A 15,043-nucleotide genomic window follows, 5' to 3' on the forward strand; every position below is an offset into this window, starting at 1 on the left:
AACCTATTTTCAAATTTTTTTTATGAAAAAAATTGAAGCGATAATCAAGCGTTCAACATATCCTGTAATTATTAGTGAACTAAGCAGTATGGGATATTCAATTATTGATAAACGAAATTTAGAAGATAACAAAATTTTTGATAAACAATCAGGTGCAAAAGCTGGTTCAACTAATGTTAAAGCAATTCCACTTTCCAAAATAGAATTGGTTGTTTTAGAAAAAGATGCAAGACAAGTTATTAATTTAATTTCTAAGAAATCTGGTTTTTCTGAAAATCAAGGAGGAAAAATCTTCATTTCAGAAATGGAAGAAGTTGTAGATATGAATACACTTAGTGCACAACATGATCTTGAATCTGATAAAGTCTTTTTCTCTTCCAAACCAAAAACTAAGCGAAGCAGACTAGTTCCACTTCATAAGTTTACATTAATAAAACTTGAAAAAATATATGAAGATAATAAAGAAAAATTACAGTCAGATTATAGAATTAAATCATTTAGTAGTTTTGTTAATTATTGTATTATGGGATATCTTCCAACTATTGAAAAACAACTAAAACACTCTACAATTGTTTATGAAAATAATTTTCATGATTTTTAGTTAAATTGTTTCTTCTCCTTCCTTTCCCGTTCCAATATCTATAGCACGTAATATTGGTGAAACAAAGATCTTTCCAACACTTCCTTTTGTTTTAATAATATTGATAACTTCCTCTTCCTTACTTTCTGGAATAATTACCACTATGACATATTTTTCACTGAATTGAGGTTGAAATATGGCACTTCCTTTAGATGCATGAATTTCTGCTGGTGGATTTTTTCCTCTTCCTCTGACTTTACCTACCGTCAAACCACCAATCTCAATTTTTCTTAAAGCCTCACTTATCGCCATTACGTCATTATTTCCTAACAGTGCTTCGATTCTTAGCATTTGATATTTCTAAAAGGTTTTTCACAAATAATAGTTTCAGATTTTGATAATCAAGTGATAATCAAATGGTTAGCTATTTTCGTTATTATTATTTAGTTTTAGAACTTGAAAACTAGCATGCCAATAGATACAGGTGATACCGCATGGATGCTTGTAGCTGGAAGTTTAGTTCTTTTAATGATACCTGCACTTGGACTTTTTGAATCAGGATTATTGAGAAAGAAAAATGCCGTATCTGTTTTTATGCAAATCTTTTTTGGATTAGCTTTACTTAGTGTAATGTGGTTTGTTTTTGGATTTAGTTTATCATTTGGCCCTGATGAATCAGGTGGATTTATTGGAAATATGGATTGGGTGTTTCTAAAAGGAGTTCCATGGGATGAAGCGCTTGATTATGCACCAACTATTCCAGGTGTATTGTTTGTAAAATTCCAATTGATGTTTGCTGCAATTACACCATTGCTTCTGACTGGTACTATTGCAGAAAGAATGAAATTTAGTTCATTTATCATATTCATAGCTTCTTGGTCTATTCTAATCTACTATCCACTTGTTCATTGGGTATGGGGAGGTGGTTGGTTAGCAGAACTTGGTGTTGTTGATTTTGCAGGTGGAATAGTTATTCATACAAGTGTTGGAATGGGTGCACTAGCTGCAGCTATAGTACTTGGTCGTAGAAGATTTTTTGGTCCTGCAATTGAAATTCCTCACAGTATCCCTTTGGCAGTAGTAGGTTCATCACTACTTTGGTTAGGTTGGTTTGGATTCAATGCAGGTAGTGCATTAGCTTCTGGTTCTCTAGCAGGTAACACAGTTATTGTAACTCACATGGCATCTTCAGTATCTGCACTCATTTGGGTTGGATTATCATGGATGAGAACAGGTAAACCTTCTGTAGTTGCAGCAGTTAATGGTGCCATTGCAGGTCTTGCAGGAATTACACCAGCATCAGGATTTGTTAGCGTAGAACATTCTTTCGTTATTGGTATTGCAATTGGTATAGCATCCTATTCTGGAATTATAATCTTCAAAGAAAAACTAAAGATAGATGATGCACTAGATGTTAGTTCAGTTCACGGTGTTGCAGGAATTATTGGTTCTCTTTCAATTGGACTCTTTGCTAGTAAATTAGTTAATCCAGCTGGACCAAATGGATTACTATTTGGCAATCCTGATCAATTAGGAATTCAAGCAATAGGAGTTGGTGTAGCAGCAGTTCTTGGTTTTTGTGGAACATGGATAATTATGAAAATTTTAGATTTCTTAATTGGAGTTAGAGTATCGCCAGAAGTTGAAGATGCGGGATTAGATATTAGTGAACATGCAGAACGAGCATATGCTGATGAGGAAGAATTCAAGTTAGATATGGATACATATGTAGATGATTTAGAAGACAAAAAAGAATTTTTCTTTAATAAAAAAAATCTAAATAATTTATAAAATTTTCGACACATCTTATATACTCACAATTGTTAAATTCGTTGTGAAATCTACTCCATCAAAAAACAAATCTGACAATCAAAAAAAAGAAAAAACACGCAGTATTACTTATCGACTACCGTCAAAAATTGTTGAAGAATTAGAAACAGTAGCAACAAATAACAAAATTTCACAAAATGTTTTGGTAAAACAAATTCTTGAAAAATATGTAAACTGGGATCGATTTGGTGATAAAATTGGAATGATTCCAATTCCAAGAGGAATCTTGGATTCATTAGGTGCTGAAATGAATGGAGATGATATTAATGAAATCATTAAATCAGTTTTACCAATTATCAAAGATACAGTTCTTTTTATGAAAGGAAAATATGATTTGAAACGTTGTATTGAAACATTAGAAGATTATATGCGTGCATCAGGAATGAAATCAGATCATCGAATTGAAGGAGATTTACATCATTTTATTATTCAACATGAATTAGGAATGAATTGGTCATTTTTTACAGAACAATTACTAAAAGAAATTTTTAATCAGTTTATGCCAAACAAAAATATTAAATTTCAAACTACAAAAAACACAGTAATTGCAACAATATCACTTGGTTCAGATTTTAATGAACACGATTATTGATTTTCGTTTATACGATAAAAATACATTTTACGTAATTTTTTAAATTCTAACATGATTTTCAAATTTAGAAAAGTAATAATTTTTGTATTTTTTACACAATAATTATAATTCATATTTTCAATCGATCTTTAAAAAAACATTAATTCTACATACTCCAAATTGATTTTATGGTGTTAACTGGAGTTTTTACTTTTGACTGATTTAAATTTGAAAGTATTTGGAAAAATTACTACAAAAGAAATCATAGGAGCCTTTCCTCCTGCTATTGATACAAAAAAATTATTAGAAAATGAATATCAAAACTTGATTAATCAACTTGAATTTAAAACTAAAAATGATTTAAAAAAATTATTAGAACAACAGCAAAGCGCAAATAAACAAATCAATAGTAGACCTGGCGCTATGGCCTTGGCACACGATAAAATTCGATTATTTATAGAATATAATCAAAAATATATGCAAATCATTACTGAAAAATTATACTCTTAATTCTATTCTTTTCTCTTTTTCAATCTTTTTTTTGTAGATTTTTGACTTTTTCGAATTAATAATGAAATAATTGCTCCGGCTGGAATTCCAATTATTGTTCCAATGCTTACATATGGAGCTATAAAGAAATCTCCAATCCATATTCCACCATCTGTTGTTAACTCCATAAATGTTCTAGGACGTAATATGACAGAAATAGCCTGAGATTCTATTTTTTCTTCTCCTACATCATCAGTATATCTGACTATGATGTTAAATGGCATTTTGTATTCTGTATTTACTTCTTCAATTGGAGAAATAATTCTTGAATTAATAATTATTGGAGAATTTTTTTGTATATTTGAAAATGAATGTAATGTTTCTCCTCTAAATTGAATATCTCTTGGAGGAATTATCTCAACATTGACATTTGAAATTTCTATATCTTTAGAAATTATTTCGACAATAAATGGAAATTCAGCATTTGTAAAAATTGCATCTGGTGTAATTGTATGAATTATTACACTTGGTTCATTCTTCACAACTATTGGTATTGCAATATCATAGACACTTGGTTCTTGTGGTTCTTTGTTATTACTTACTAAAACCTGCGAATATTTTACGTTAAGAAAATGTATTCCTGGATTAACATCTGATGAAATCTTAAAATCTATACTTCCTCCAAATGAACTACCTTGAGATAATTTCTTTATTGTTATATTATTATCTAAAATTGGAATCATTGAATTATCTTGACTAGTAAAGATAAATGAAATATCTTGTTTGTCTTCCCAACCATTATTTTTTATTAATACTGAAATCGATGCTATTCTTCCAACTATTGCTTCATCTGGATGTGTTATTTGAATATCCATACTTCCTTCCATACTCTGATTTATGGTCTCTCCGTATGCACTTGATACTAAAACAAAAAATCCTAAAAGAAGCAGAGGCATAACCTTGATGAATTTCATGATTTTTACCTGAAATTATTATTGTAACATCACTATTCTATGTTATTATAGGCTTTGACAAAAATACAAAAAGTTTGCAAATACGTATGAAACTAAGCATCTTGAATAATACAATTAATTTCTAACGTAAACTCTTTAAGACCTATTTGAGAAAATTCTAATTATGAAGCCTTTTGTATTATGGATGACTGGTTTACCATGTTCTGGAAAGACTACAATTGTAAAAGAACTCCAAAAAGACATCCCAAATCTAGCTATGCTTGATGGAGATGAACTAAGAGAGTGGTTTTCACCTAAAGATTTTTCCAAGGCAGGAAGAGATGAGCACAACAAAAAAGTTGCACATTTAGCAAAATTGTTGTTAAAACATGGGGTTCCATCTGCGGTCTCTTTGGTTTCTCCATACAAAGAAAATAGAGATAATGCACGAGAGATCATTAATTCAGGTGATCAATTTGCTGAATGTTACGTTAAATGTTCACTTGAAAAATGTGAACAAAGAGATGTCAAAGGAATGTATGCCAAAGCAAGAAAAGGAGAGATTAAAGGATTTACAGGAATTGATGATCCATATGATGCTCCACAAAATCCGGACTTGCTAATAGATACAGAACATGAACAATTGACAGATAGTACTAACAAAATAAAGGATTTTCTTAAAAAAAGAAATCTAATTTAGCTTTTTAAATTCTTTAACTATTTGATCGTGAATTATTCCATTAGTTACTAAAATTCCATTTTTATGATTTACAATTTTGTTATTGTATGTAATGTCATTCCCAGACATGTCAGTCATTTTTCCACCTGCTTCAGAAATTAAACAATAAGATGCAGCTGAATCCCATTCTTTCATTTTATCTGTTGTAGTTATGTATGCTTCAGCTTCTCCAGAACTAATCTTTCCTACTTTTAATGAGCTTCCAATACTGGTGAAGTTTTTAATTCCTAATTTTTTGATAAACATTTTTTCTTTTTCTGAAAGATGATGTCTTGAACCAACTGCCTTGCATTTTGAAAGTTCTGATATTTTTGTAACTGATATTTCCTTCCATTTGCCTTCTGAAAATTTAAAAGCACCACATCCTTTTTGTGCTGCAAAAATTGTTTTTTCTGTTGGCCATCCTATAACACCAATAATTGGTTTTTTATTTTTAATTAATGCAATCATGACTGTAAATTCTCCAGTTTTATCTATGAAATCAGAAGTACCATCAAGCGGATCAACTATCCAAATAATTTCTTCTGATAATCGTTTATGATCATCTTTATCTTCTTCTGATAAAATTTTATGATTAGTTTTTGATAAAATAGTCTTAATGATCTCATTACTTTTTAAATCGGCTTCAGTAATCGGCGAGTCATCACTTTTTGTGAAGGTTTCATAATTTCTTTTGTATATCTCTAAAATTGTATTTCCAGCCTCATATGCAGCTTCGATAGCTACATCTAATTCTGGCATTTTATCTAAAATTGGAATGTTTTTCAATGGAAATTACCTAGGTTGTTAATTCCGGTTTTAATGTCCAAACAACTCCTAGGACAATAAATGGAATAGACATTATTCCGATAATTCCAAGTATGATGTTAAATTGAGATTCTGATACTTGTGGATTGTTTACAATCCAAGGTAATGGGAGTGTAATTACTACCCAAATTATTCCTAATAAAATAATTAATTTTGCTTTTTTCTTTCTATCCGTCATCATTTTCATTACTCATTAAACAGTATTAAAGCCATGTGAATTTTATTTAATTGATTCTCCCCCATCAACTGCAAGAATTGCACCTGTAGTCCATGCAGCATCATCAGATGCAAAATATAAAATTGCTTTAGCTACTTCTTCTGGCTTACCTATTCTACCTATCGGGTGCTCGTTATCCATAAACTCTCTATCTTTTTGAGTTTTTAAAAATGGTTTTGTCATATCAGTATCTACAACACCGGGACAAATACAATTAACTCGAATTTTGTCTTTTGCATACTCTAACGCCCAACATTTTGTAAGAATAATTATTCCAGCTTTTGATGCAGAATATGCATCAGCATTAAATCCTTGATAGGCTTTTAATCCTGCATCAGATGAAATATTAATTATTGATCCTGCTGTTTTTCGTAGATAAGGTATAGCTTCTTTTGTGAATCTAAACTGTCCTGTGAGATTCACATCTAATACTTCATTCCACTCTGATTCATTAATTTCATGCAACTGTTTTATTTTTGGGAATATTCCTGCATTATTTATCAAAATATCTAACTTGCCAAATTTTTAATCGTTTGCTCTACAACTTTTTTGACATCATTTTCATTTCTAATATCTGCTGCTATTCCTATTGTATTTGTAAGTTGACTAGTAGCTTTTTCTAATCGTTTTGAATCCTTTGCTGTTATCACTACTTTTGCACCATTTTCCACAAAATTTTTGCAGTAGCAAAACCAATACCTCTACTTCCGCCAGTAACAATAGCAACTTTTCCAGATAATTTCAATATTTTATTCAATAAATTTCATAATTTATAGCAGTATAAACTTTGAAAAAATTTTTTATAAATTTTAAAATTTGTTAATTATTAATCATACCAAATTTTATTTCAAGAATTAATTTGTCTTGTATTTTTTAAAATCTGAATGTTAAAATTATTTTTTATATCTGAATTTCTAAAAAATCATTCTTATATAGATAAAAATCTTATAAAGTCTATAAATTATTATAATTTTTTGTGTTAAATCTTAAATAGTTAAAGTAACTATAAGAATTAATGCCGAAGGATATAATTCCTATCGACTAAAATTGCGTTGCCCCGCAGAACAGAAAAGGCATTCAGGCGTTTTAACGACCTGTCCACGAGAGGAAATCTCTCAGAGTTCTGCAGTAAAGGGGTAAACGCCTTTAATTTTCAATAATATAGACTGATACCGAACCTAATTCATTCCCATTTGGATTAATTTCAATTTGTATTTTTTGAGACGAAGAAATTGTAATTTCTTTTTGGCCATCATAATCCCATGTATAATATTCAGATATTCCTGTTTGATGTAAAGTTCCATTTAACTTGAAATTTTCCGAAAAGTCATAATTTTCTCCTTTTAATAAAATATTTAGAGATTGAGGACTATCACCATTTGGAATAAATTTTAAAACATAATTTCCTTCATTTATTGTAAATGTATTAGAATAAATTCCATTTTTGTATAAACTAGGATCCGCTAAAGTTACATGAAAAACTGTATTATTACTAATCTTATCAGAGGAATTAAAAGATAATCCTATAACAATTATGATAAAAATTATTGGAATTATAATTAATATTTTATTCATTTAATTTCAATAATCAAATCCATTATAAAAATAAATTATAACTCCAACGCTTCTTTCAAACCTTTATATCTATTTCTGATTGTTACCTCTGTTACACCTGCAGAAACTGCAATATCTTTTTGAGTTTTATTTTCACCATTTATGACACAGGACAAATACAATGCAGCAGCAGCTAATCCCATTGGATCTTTTCCTGCAGAAAGTTCAATTTTTGCAGCTTGATCTAAAATTTCAACTGCTTTTCTTTTTGTTTTTTCAGACAAACCTGCAATGCTAGATATTCTTGATACACATTTAACAGGATTTACAACTGGCATTTTCAAATCTAATTCTCTTAGTAATAATCTGTAACATCTTGCAATATCTTTTCTTTTGATATTAATTCCGTTTGAAACATCAGTTAGTGTTCTAGGAGTTTCCGTGTTTCTACATGCTGCATAAAGAGATGCTGCTATTAGACCTGGAATTGAACGTCCTCTAACTAGACCTTTGTCTAGAGCTTTTCTGTAAATATATGCAGTTTTTTCAATAACAGCATCAGATAATGCAAGTTTTGTTTTTAATCTATCTAATTCGCTAAATGCTTGTCTGAAATTTCTATCAGCTGGCTCATGAACCTGACTTCTATTATCCCATGTCCTAAGTCTTTCAATAGTGCTCTTCATAGAAGCAGAAAGCGGTTTTCCTGTAGCATCTTTATTTAAAGGATTAATGATTGTTGCAAGACCCATATCATGCATAGCCAAAGAAGTAGGTGTACCTGTTCTGGTTCTGTTATCTCCTTCATCTTTGGAAAAAGCTCTCCATTCAGGTCCTTCTTGCTCAATTCTATCTGTAGCAACAAAGCCACATTTTGAGCAAAACATTTCACCTGTATTAGAATCTGTTAAAAAAACTCCCTTGTTACAACGTTGACATCTGACTCCAGAACCAACACTTTTAGTCATAAATTCAGAAATTCATCTTCATTCTATGCTTAAAAAGATTTGAAACTTGGGTATTTTTTGTTAATTTAGCCGAAAAAAAATATTTAAATACAATTTTTTATCCACACAAGCATATAATGGTAAAATGTCCTCTATGCGGAGAATCGCTAAACAGCAATTCTGTGATTCAAAATCACATACAAAAAATTCATCCACAAAGAGTATCTGTCCTAAATCTTTAGGTATAGCATACTCTTGTTAGTTATATTTTATTTACTGTTAAGCAATATTTACACCTGAAATTAAGTACAAACTATATGATCGAAACTATTGTCAAACTTACAAAATAAATGGAATAGGCAACAAAAACCTGGAATTACAGATAAAATTAGTGATGCCATTAATCCTAAAGGAGCTTTAAAACCAAAAATTCAAAACGGAATTAAAAAATTACAAGCACAAATTGCCAAACTTGATTCAATGCTTGTCAAATTAAATGAAAGAGATAGTAAACTTTTCAAAAGAATTGTTGAAGCAACTCAATCACATGATGTGAATACTAGTAGAGTTTTATCAAAAGAATTAGTTGAGGTAAGAAAAACTACAAAAATTCTAAGCAATGCCAGAATAGCATTAGAACAAATCGAATTAAGATTAACAACTTATCATGATCTTGGTGATACAGTAGTTACTATCATGCCTACAATAGGTTTGATGAAAAATCTAAAATCTTCTCTTGTAAAATTCATGCCAAGCGCAGATAAAGAAATCACCCAGATGGCTCAAATGTTAGGTGGATTTATGACAGATAGTTTTTCAAGTGATGCTACATTTGGAATGGATGAAACAACTAATTCTGAATCTGAAAAAATTCTACAAGAAGCTGCAGCAGTAGCTGAAAGTTCTGTTGGAACTAGATTGCCTTCAACACCTACAAATACTATGGCTTCAAAAAGTAATTTCTATTAACTTTCTATAGATTCTCTGGATTCTTTAATTTTCTTAACTCTACTACCTTCATTATCGATTATCCTGTCAATTCCTGCCAATCTATCTCTTAGATTATTGATAATTGAGCCTACTTCATCTGCTTCGTTTTCAACTTGCTGTCTTTTATGAGCTAATTCTTTAATTCCTTTATTTTCCTCTTCAATGTATTGACTTACTTTCTGTAGTTTTTCCTTCAAATTTTTAATATCAACTGATTCTTCTTCAATATCTTTCTCTAAAACAGTTCGTTTATCTTTCAAATTTTTAATCATTAGACCTACATAATCAATAGCTTCTTCCAATTTGACACGCTTATCCATTAGTTCTACAATACCGATCTCTCCTACTGTTTCATTAGATGAACTTTCATTAGATTTCATACTTGCATGTTCTACAATTCTCTCTTCAGTAGCTTCCCCACCCTCATCTTTTTTGAATTTATCAAACATTTTACCATCTATTTTCAAAATGGGAATAAAAAGTTACTATGAATCTCAAAGCTGACCTAGTGACTGATTTTTTGTTCATTTAAAAAATTATACCGATTCTCTTAAAATCAAATTTCTGTATTTTCCTTATGTAATTTTTTAATAGAATAAGATACATGGTTTGAGAACTATGATACAAAGATCCGTAATTATTCGATAAATCGTATTATCTAAATATATCAAAGAAATGTAGCTATTGTTTTATTGGGTTTAATCTAATCCTATAGATAATTTTTAGCATGTTTTTATTTAAAACGAGATTAACCAATACTCTATCTTTCATTTTTTAATCACAGATGTGATTTTTAATGATAGTTTATCTCAAAAAAGTCAATAATTCTTATTTTTATGATTAATCTGGGCCAAAAACATGTTTCAATGCTGTTCTTTATATATTAAAATTAGCCAAAAATCACCAAAAATCCTTAAAATAATTGAAAACTTTGGTAAAAAAAATTTTTAAAAAAAATTCCAGAAAAAATTCTTTTTACATTAAATTATTAGGCATGAGAAAAATTGAAATTTTTTCTGATTTCAGTGATTTTGCCAGAAAATACTCATTTTATGGGATGAATTACCTGTTCCGCTTTGTGTTCCGCTTCAAAGTTTCAAAATGTTCCTCATTAACCAAGTAATTCTATACTAATCCATGTCAAAACAACAATACAGGTCCGAAATGGGCATAATGGGTGATATCCTTGACGTTACTGCCGATGGTGGTCGTTCTGGAGTCATTGTATCTGCAATATCTCGCAAAGCCAACCTATCTCACTACGCAGTACTAGACAAATGTGAGAAACTGGTAGAAGCAGGCTTAGTCGAGTCAGTCAAAAACGACAGGAATAGAGTCTTCCTAATTACCGAAAAGGGACTTCAATTCTTCCAGGAATTCAAGAGATTCCAGGGACTTGTCGAAAGTATGAATTTGAGGTACTAGCCATGAACCCAGAATTGGAGCTGACTCCCATAGAAGAGTCTATTCGAGAAGATGGAATGCTTTTTGTAAGGACTGATAGTATCTTCGAAACAATGGTTAAGATGCCTTTGATAATTGCTGGCTTAATTATTGCTATAATCGTGATGCCTATTCAGACCTCATTCAGCTCTACTCGAACTCTTGAACTTATCATTTATTCAGACGGTTCTACACATGTATCAAGACAAATTGACGTAGATCCATTAGAGCCTGACTTTGAGCTTGATCTGTTTGGTAAGTCAATAGATAATTTTGTTGCGATTGGTGATACTGGATTTTTGCTATCTGAAGAAATAATCGAAAATAAAGCAATCATAGACAAATTTGGATCTGCAAGTATAACAATTGATTATGACGTTCATGATTTAATTTCCAAAGAGGGTCGAGTTTGGACATTCTCATTTAATTCTCCATCTGATTACACTTTACTAATGCCAAAAAATTCCGTTATAGTTGGAATGAGTGGTTTACCAACCAATATGGAAATAGTAGATGACCAACCAAAACTTGAACTTTCTGCAGGATTGTCAGAAATAAACTATATCTTTTCATCCATAAATCCTACTCCCAATCCAACAATTCCAAATGAATCATCATTTAGTTATTCTACCGTTGCAATTATTGCTGGTCCAATCATGGCAGCAATTATTGGCACTATAATTATACTAAAAAGAAAACAATCAAAATCTTCTACATTCATAACACAATCAGAATCTATTCCTGAAAAACAAACTGAAACTACATCAGTTGATACTGAAACTATATTCAATTTTAGACCTGAAATGCGAGAAGATGATAAAGAAATTATAAAATTTATTTCTGATAATGGAGGCCAAGCATTGGAAAGTGAATTAAGAAAGAAATTTCTTCAACCAAGAACTACTATGTGGAGAGCTGTAAAAAGATTAGAGCGACTAGGTGTAATTGAAATTGATAAAAAAGATCTACAAAATTTAGTAAAACTGAAAAAAGATCTGGAGGAAGAAAAATGAACAAAATAACCTCATTTGCATTATTGATTTTAGTATCTAGTTTAGTTTTAGGTGGTATAACCCATACTGCTCAAGCAGAAACTGATCCATCAATTCTACTAAAAATTGCAAAGCAAGCACAAAGACAACTTGAAAATCAAATGAATAAAGACGTATCAGATAAAACAAAACAACTTTTCAAAGAAGGCACACAAGAAATTAGGAATTTAGAAGAATCTATTAAAAACAATGATGTAGATTCAGCCAAAACTCAATTTCTTTCTGTAATGAGAATTTTCAAAGAAATCTCTCAACAACTATCAAACGTTAAATCTACACAACCCGAAATGGTTGCTCTTAAAGCTCCAACTAAAGATCCTTCAATTGATCTTAAAAGAATGCAAGATTATGCTAATAATCTCAAGATAATTGCTAAAAAGTATAGTACATCAATTGACTTTTCTGAATTAGACAATCTATTTGTCTCTGCAAGAAAACAAATTTCTGATAAACAATTTGATGATGCAATAGAAACAATTGGTAAAATTAAACAAATTACTGTAGATTTGAATAATAAAATCCGTGAATATGCTTCCCAACAAGAGCAATCACGTGCAAAAGCATATGCCCAAACATATCTAGAACAACTTGACAGATTGATTGAAAATGCCAAGAGTCAAGGATTATCTGAAAATATCATCGAAAAACTTGAAACTGCTAAAGAAAATCTTTCATCAACAACCGATCCACAAGAAATAATCAAACAAATAAGAGAAATTATATCAATTAAAGAACAATTTGAATTAACAAAAAATGATCGATTAGAATCTCGAGTCATGCAAATTGAAAAAACACTACTTAATCTATCTAACTCCGATAAAATAAGTAAATCTAAAATTGATGAAGCAAAAAAAACAATTCAAATAATTAAACGTAATTTAGCTACAGGTGAATTTGAAAAAGCAAATGAATTACTTCGTTCATTAGCAGCTTTATTGAATATGACTCAAAATTAATCATTCTTATCATAAACTTCATATACATTTTGCAAACAGAAATTATAATGGCTTCTAAAACAATTACTATTGGAGTAGGGATTCCAATGATCATAGTAGGAGCTTTGATGGCATGGTTATGGGCTCCGTTTCAAAATGGCATGCAAAACACAGTAGAATTTGTAGGAAGTCTGATAGGAATTTTAGGTGTAGTTTTCTTTATTTCTGGTTTATTTTATACAAAAGAACCTGTAATGCACTAATCAAAACTCATTGAATAAATAATGAAAAAATACACCATTATTACTTGAAAGTTAGATTATTTGAAATATTTACGTCAGTTGAAGGAGAAGGAATTCTTTATGGTACAAAAACACTTTTTGTTAGATTAGCTGGTTGTCCATTTACTTGTTTTTATTGTGATACAAAAGAATCTCTTCCACTAGATTCAGGTAATGAATATTCAATTGAGGAAGCATGCAAATTAATTGATTCTAATCTTAAAAATCAAACATATAAAGTGAATTTTACAGGAGGTGATCCATTAATTCAGCATAGTGCAGTAGCTGAGCTTGCAAAATATATTCAAACTAAAAAAATTCCGACATATCTAGAATCATCATGCTTTGATTCTGATAGATTTAATCATGTATTACCATTTTTTGACATTATTAAAATAGAATTTAAAACAATGGATTCAGATTTTGTAGATTCTAAACACTATGAAAGATTAATTGAAAATGCAATGAAATGTCTTAAATCATCAGTAGCATCTAAAAAAACTACATATATCAAAATAGTTGTAAGCTCTAAAACCAAATTAGAAGATTTTAAAGATTTAGTTAATAAAATATTTCAAAACATTTCAAAACATGATGTTGATGGATTTATCATACAACCTACATATGGTATTGCAGAGCCTTCTTTAGAATTATTGCTAAATTTGTATGATATAGTTTATCCATATTATATTGATGTGAAAGTTGTACCACAACTTCACAAATTTATTGGAGCACCATAATCATAGCACCTGCCTAAAAACTAGATTAGGTTCAAATACTAGAAAAAATTATTCAAAATATCAAATGGATAAAGAACGTGTAAAAAAACTTGTTCGGGAATTAATTATTGAAATTGGAGAGGATCCTACTCGTGAAGGTCTTAAAGATACTCCAGAAAGAATTGCAAATATGTATGAAGAAATTTTTGATGGATATGAATCTGATTCTGAATTATCAGTACAATTCTCTGAAGATTCTGATGTAGTCGTTGCACGTAATATTCAGTTTTATTCAATGTGTGAGCACCATATGTTACCATTTTTTGGAAAAATTCACATAGCATATTCTCCCAACGGTAGAGTCTTTGGAATTTCAAAACTGGTACGTTTAGTTGAAAAATACTCAAAAAGATTACAAATTCAAGAACGATTAACCAAGAATATAGCTGATGAGCTATTTGCTCAAGGTGTAAAAGGAGTAGTAGTTTTAGCTGATGCAGAGCACTTTTGTATGAAAATGCGTGGTGTTAGAAACGATGCAACTCTCACATCATCAGCATATAGAGGAATTTATGAAAATAAAGAAGAAAAAGAGAGTATTATGGCTATGATTAGACGACGTACTCCTGAGACATCTCTGTAGATTCTGAAAAATTAAATAATCAATCTTTTAGATAAAACTCATGGGAGCACATCCTAATGTTCACGTTCCAAAAGAATCATGGCCTAATTGGACGTGGTATGCAATTGAGTTTGGAATTGTAATTGCAATTTCAATGTTAGTTTCAAGAGAAATTACCAATTCTATAGAAGGATTAACTCCAGAAATCCAAAATTATGTATTTATGGGAATTGTTGGTGGAATATTCTTTATTTGGTATCTAATTATTAGAAACTTTGTCTTCAAAAAGAAAATTCTCGATAACAAATACTAGA

The 15,043-nt window shown here is 30.2% G+C and carries 20 protein-coding genes and 1 pseudogene; 13 read left to right on the top strand and 8 right to left on the bottom strand.

Going from position 1 to position 15,043, the window contains the following annotated elements; all coding sequences use genetic code 11:
• Positions 1 to 22: 22 nt before the first annotated feature.
• Positions 23 to 601, top strand: coding sequence for a P-II family nitrogen regulator (locus DSQ20_RS00135; RefSeq protein ID WP_179365573.1), 579 nt, complete (start codon positions 23 to 25; stop codon positions 599 to 601).
• On the opposite strand, the gene DSQ20_RS00140 is transcribed toward DSQ20_RS00135, so the two are convergent.
• The gene (locus DSQ20_RS00140) at positions 602 to 931 is read right to left on the bottom strand and encodes a P-II family nitrogen regulator (RefSeq protein ID WP_007551714.1); all 330 of its coding nucleotides are present in this window, start codon (positions 929 to 931) and stop codon (positions 602 to 604) included.
• Positions 932 to 1,048: 117 nt separating this feature from the next.
• On the opposite strand from DSQ20_RS00140, the gene DSQ20_RS00145 reads away from it, so the two are divergent.
• The 3 genes from DSQ20_RS00145 (at position 1,049) to DSQ20_RS00155 (ending at position 3,491) form a co-directional block, all read left to right on the top strand.
• Positions 1,049 to 2,371, top strand: a complete 1,323-nt coding sequence (locus DSQ20_RS00145) for an ammonium transporter (protein WP_179365574.1) — start codon at positions 1,049 to 1,051, stop codon at positions 2,369 to 2,371.
• Positions 2,372 to 2,414: 43 nt separating this feature from the next.
• Positions 2,415 to 3,002, top strand: a complete 588-nt coding sequence (locus DSQ20_RS00150; protein WP_179365575.1) for a hypothetical protein — start codon at positions 2,415 to 2,417, stop codon at positions 3,000 to 3,002.
• A 192-nt stretch (positions 3,003 to 3,194) separates the two neighbouring features.
• Positions 3,195 to 3,491, top strand: a complete 297-nt coding sequence (locus DSQ20_RS00155) for a hypothetical protein (protein WP_179365576.1) — start codon at positions 3,195 to 3,197, stop codon at positions 3,489 to 3,491.
• 2 nt (positions 3,492 to 3,493) lie between these two features.
• On the opposite strand, the gene DSQ20_RS00160 is transcribed toward DSQ20_RS00155, so the two are convergent.
• Positions 3,494 to 4,444 carry a hypothetical protein gene (locus DSQ20_RS00160; RefSeq protein WP_179365577.1) on the bottom strand — a complete coding sequence of 317 codons (951 nt, stop codon included), beginning with the start codon at positions 4,442 to 4,444 and terminating at the stop codon, positions 3,494 to 3,496.
• Positions 4,445 to 4,607: 163 nt separating this feature from the next.
• Between DSQ20_RS00160 and cysC the strand changes: the two genes are divergently transcribed.
• Positions 4,608 to 5,123, top strand: coding sequence for an adenylyl-sulfate kinase (cysC, locus tag DSQ20_RS00165; protein ID WP_007551719.1), 516 nt, complete (start codon positions 4,608 to 4,610; stop codon positions 5,121 to 5,123).
• Here the strand turns inward: cysC and DSQ20_RS00170 are convergent.
• The 5 genes and pseudogenes from DSQ20_RS00170 to DSQ20_RS00190 form a co-directional block, all read right to left on the bottom strand.
• Positions 5,115 to 5,930: a 3'(2'),5'-bisphosphate nucleotidase CysQ gene (locus DSQ20_RS00170; RefSeq protein WP_179365578.1), complete on the bottom strand. Its 816-nt coding sequence runs from the start codon at positions 5,928 to 5,930 to the stop codon at positions 5,115 to 5,117. The two genes, cysC and DSQ20_RS00170, sit on opposite strands and share 9 nt — an antisense overlap.
• Before the next feature lie 10 nt (positions 5,931 to 5,940).
• Positions 5,941 to 6,147, bottom strand: a complete 207-nt coding sequence (locus DSQ20_RS00175; protein WP_179365579.1) for a hypothetical protein — start codon at positions 6,145 to 6,147, stop codon at positions 5,941 to 5,943.
• Positions 6,148 to 6,189: 42 nt separating this feature from the next.
• Positions 6,190 to 6,857: pseudogene (locus tag DSQ20_RS00180) on the bottom strand (SDR family NAD(P)-dependent oxidoreductase).
• Positions 6,858 to 7,332: 475 nt separating this feature from the next.
• Positions 7,333 to 7,761, bottom strand: a complete 429-nt coding sequence (locus DSQ20_RS00185) for a hypothetical protein (protein ID WP_007551725.1) — start codon at positions 7,759 to 7,761, stop codon at positions 7,333 to 7,335.
• A 35-nt stretch (positions 7,762 to 7,796) separates the two neighbouring features.
• Positions 7,797 to 8,708 (bottom strand): transcription initiation factor IIB family protein, encoded by a 912-nt coding sequence (locus DSQ20_RS00190; RefSeq protein ID WP_179365580.1) that lies wholly within the window; start codon positions 8,706 to 8,708, stop codon positions 7,797 to 7,799.
• A gap of 309 nt (positions 8,709 to 9,017) precedes the next feature.
• Between DSQ20_RS00190 and DSQ20_RS00195 the strand changes: the two genes are divergently transcribed.
• Positions 9,018 to 9,656, top strand: coding sequence for a Snf7 family protein (locus DSQ20_RS00195; RefSeq protein WP_179365581.1), 639 nt, complete (start codon positions 9,018 to 9,020; stop codon positions 9,654 to 9,656).
• On the opposite strand, the gene DSQ20_RS00200 is transcribed toward DSQ20_RS00195, so the two are convergent.
• Complete coding sequence (locus DSQ20_RS00200) at positions 9,653 to 10,126, bottom strand: transcriptional regulator (protein ID WP_179366274.1); 474 nt, start codon at positions 10,124 to 10,126, stop codon at positions 9,653 to 9,655. The two genes, DSQ20_RS00195 and DSQ20_RS00200, sit on opposite strands and share 4 nt — an antisense overlap.
• A 688-nt stretch (positions 10,127 to 10,814) precedes the next feature.
• Here DSQ20_RS00200 and DSQ20_RS00205 point away from each other — a divergent pair.
• The 7 genes from DSQ20_RS00205 to DSQ20_RS00235 all read left to right on the top strand — a co-directional run bounded on the left by DSQ20_RS00205 (position 10,815) and on the right by DSQ20_RS00235 (position 15,042).
• Entirely contained in the window at positions 10,815 to 11,102 is a 288-nt protein-coding gene (locus DSQ20_RS00205) for a winged helix-turn-helix domain-containing protein (RefSeq protein WP_179365582.1), read from the top strand.
• 2 nt (positions 11,103 to 11,104) lie between these two features.
• Complete coding sequence (locus DSQ20_RS00210; RefSeq protein ID WP_179365583.1) at positions 11,105 to 12,133, top strand: MarR family transcriptional regulator; 1,029 nt, start codon at positions 11,105 to 11,107, stop codon at positions 12,131 to 12,133.
• Positions 12,130 to 13,128 (top strand): hypothetical protein, encoded by a 999-nt coding sequence (locus tag DSQ20_RS00215; protein WP_179365584.1) that lies wholly within the window; start codon positions 12,130 to 12,132, stop codon positions 13,126 to 13,128. Before DSQ20_RS00210 ends, DSQ20_RS00215 begins: the two co-directional genes overlap by 4 nt.
• Before the next feature lie 47 nt (positions 13,129 to 13,175).
• Complete coding sequence (locus DSQ20_RS00220; protein WP_179365585.1) at positions 13,176 to 13,370, top strand: hypothetical protein; 195 nt, start codon at positions 13,176 to 13,178, stop codon at positions 13,368 to 13,370.
• Between the two features lie 44 nt (positions 13,371 to 13,414).
• Entirely contained in the window at positions 13,415 to 14,128 is a 714-nt protein-coding gene (locus DSQ20_RS00225; protein ID WP_179365586.1) for a 7-carboxy-7-deazaguanine synthase QueE, read from the top strand.
• 64 nt (positions 14,129 to 14,192) lie between these two features.
• A complete protein-coding gene (gene folE / locus DSQ20_RS00230) occupies positions 14,193 to 14,750 on the top strand; it encodes a GTP cyclohydrolase I FolE (RefSeq protein WP_007551736.1) in 558 nt (185 codons plus the stop codon).
• Between the two features lie 40 nt (positions 14,751 to 14,790).
• Entirely contained in the window at positions 14,791 to 15,042 is a 252-nt protein-coding gene (locus tag DSQ20_RS00235) for a hypothetical protein (RefSeq protein ID WP_179365587.1), read from the top strand.
• Position 15,043 lies beyond the last annotated feature (1 nt).

It is taken from the genome of Nitrosarchaeum sp. AC2 (assembly GCF_013407385.1).
In the GTDB taxonomy this organism is placed as follows: Archaea; Thermoproteota; Nitrososphaeria; order Nitrososphaerales; family Nitrosopumilaceae; genus Nitrosarchaeum; species Nitrosarchaeum koreense.